Here is a 2,703-nt window from a genome sequence, read left to right as displayed (position 1 = left end):
AGCAGCGACATCAGAAGCAGCAGCGACATCAGAAGCAGCAGCGACATCAGAAGCAGCAGCGACATCAGAAGCAGCAGCGACATCAGAAGCAGCAGCGACATCAGAAGCAACAGCAACATCAGAAGCAGCAGCAACATCAGAAGCAACAGCGACTGAACCAGTAGCAGCTGAAGGTGTAGCTTTACGTACTGCAGCAGCTCCAGCTACTACAGAAAGAGCTGCAGCTGACAATGGTACCTTTACAGACCGTGCAATTACTTCTGAAATCCAAAATGATTTAGAAGCAAATGCGATTTACAGCCCTGGTACTAAGGGTCAAAAACAATCTTACGCAGGAACAGCTTATGTTTATCGTAATGGTTCTATGAAGAACCATAATCAGGCCGATGCGGTTGTTTTGGGTGGAACAAATGTTTATCTTCAATGGGTAAACGGTAAAGGCTATGTTTCTAAAACGTACTATACTACTACTAATGCAGACGGTACCTTTGTTATCGACCTTTCTAAACCAGAAGTAGATGCCCATGGTGGTTCTCATGAATTTAAACTTGCTGGCGATGGTGATTTTTCTATCCGTACGTGGGTACAAAATCCAGATCCAACTAAGTATTCTGTTATCCTTCCAGGAGATAAATTCTACGGCTTCCATAACCGTCTAGAGCGTACTATGGAATCTTGGGACTTTACTGCCGGGATTAACCGTATCGTTGATGCCCATGTAGGGTTACAAGAATTGCCAAATGCTGAGGATTACCTTCACAAACCAGAAGCAGAACGCCAAGTGTCTCCATCTGGTGATGGGGTATGGGCGAATACTGGTAATTATGGTACCATCCGTGGTAATGTATGGTATGAAAATGGTGATCTTGCTGGTTCACCGGCATTTATCTGGTATGAAAACTCTTGGGATATCAGAGCAGCTGGCGTGAAAATGGTTGGTTCATATCTAAATGATGAAGTGACAAATCTTTTAGATGCTTGGAAAGCAGCAAACCCTAATTATACACTGGACATGATGCGTGCAGCACAAGCCCAAATCATTGGAGAATACGAAGCCGCAAATGGTGTTGGCTCTCACATTGCTGAAACTGTTGAAGCAGTAGTTGAAGCTGATGGATCCTACTATATCCCATTCCGTGGTTTGTACGGTGTCTCATCTACAGAGCAAAATACTAGGCTGGGCTCTCGTACTATTACTGATGAAGAATATGGAACTGTAGTTCGCGACGAAGATATCTCTCATAACAATTTGATGGCATGGAATGGTACCTTGGGTCAAAAACACCGTCACATCAATGCGGATTATGTTTATGTTTCACCAGTCGTTTCAGACTACGCTGTATGGAGCAAAAACTTCCAAAATAATACCTTTGAGTCCGTAAATGACAGCAACGTAAATGCTCTTGCATCATACAATACATCAACGACTGACTTTGCACTTCTAGCACCACAACCAATGCACGACGTCTTAGTTAAAGATACTGTGTCTAACTATGGCTTCCCTGGTGATGTAGTTGAGTCAAGAACTGGTGGTTTATTACCAAACCGTGAATACCAAATCCAATGGTTCCGTGATGGTGTAGCTTATGGTGATCCAACTACGGTGGTTTCAAGTGATTCAGGGGAAGCAGCTTCCTTCCCAATCACTGTTCCAGACGACTTGACTGGACCAACTGTCTTCACATCAGCTGTCTTCCGTCAAGGTGAAAATACAACAAAGGCAACCAATGCATTAGCTGCGGATTCATTTATCGCAAATAATCCAGTTGCAGATAACTACACTCCTTCATACGAAGATAAGATTGTTACACCAGGAAATTCAGCAACCTCACTTCCAAAATTAGTTGAAGATGCGACAAATGCTGAAGCAACAATCCCAACTAATACAAACTTCTCTATTGATCCAAACTACGTTGACCCAGCAGGTTATGTAGTTGAAATCAATGAGACAACAGGTGAGGTAAAAGTAACAGCGCCAGCTACTCCAACTGCAGATACAGCTGAAACAGTTGAAGTTCCAGTGATTGTTACTTATCCAGATGGTTCTACTGACACCACTGTTGCTAAATTCTTGCTAGATACAGATGGCGACGGCACTCCAGATACGACTGATACAGATGATGATGGTGATGGTGTGCCAGATACAGATGAAACAACTGACGGTACAAATCCGAAAGATCCTAATTCAATTGCTTCATCTATCACACCAATTGATGATCAAACTGGTGTTGTAGGAACTCCAATCACACCAGTTACTGTAGAAGTTGTTAAAGTTCCTACAGGTGGTTCTGTTAAAGTTGATGGTCTTCCAGATGGTGTTACTTACGATCCTTCAACAGGTGAAATCACAGGTACACCAACCACTCCAGGAACATCTACTGTAACAGTAACAGTTCTTGATAAAGATGGTAACCCTGTAAAAGATGCATCAGGTAACCCAGTTACTGAAACATTCACATTTACAGTAACACCTGCTCCAACTCAAGCAGACACAAACACACCTGTAGGTCAAGATCAAACAGTAAATATTGGTGAAACACCAAAAGCAGAAGATTCTATCTCTAACTTGCCAGATCTTCCAGCTGGTACAACAGTAGACTTCAAAGATCCAATTGATACAACTACTCCAGGTGAGAAAGACGGTACAGTTGTAGTAACTTACCCAGATGGATCATCAGAAGAAGTTCCAGTTAAGGTAACAGT

1 protein-coding gene is annotated in these 2,703 nt (G+C 42.6%); it reads left to right on the top strand.

Going from position 1 to position 2,703, the window contains the following annotated elements; translation table 11 throughout:
* Positions 1 to 2,703 (top strand): Rib/alpha-like domain-containing protein (locus tag K6V48_RS11555; RefSeq protein WP_222369831.1); only part of this gene is annotated, 2,703 nt, incomplete at both ends.

This window comes from Streptococcus suis (genome assembly GCF_019794555.1).
Classification (GTDB): domain Bacteria; phylum Bacillota; class Bacilli; order Lactobacillales; family Streptococcaceae; genus Streptococcus; species Streptococcus suis_AB.
Note: the sequence above shows the minus strand (reverse complement) of the source record. Positions and strands in the feature narration are given on the sequence as shown.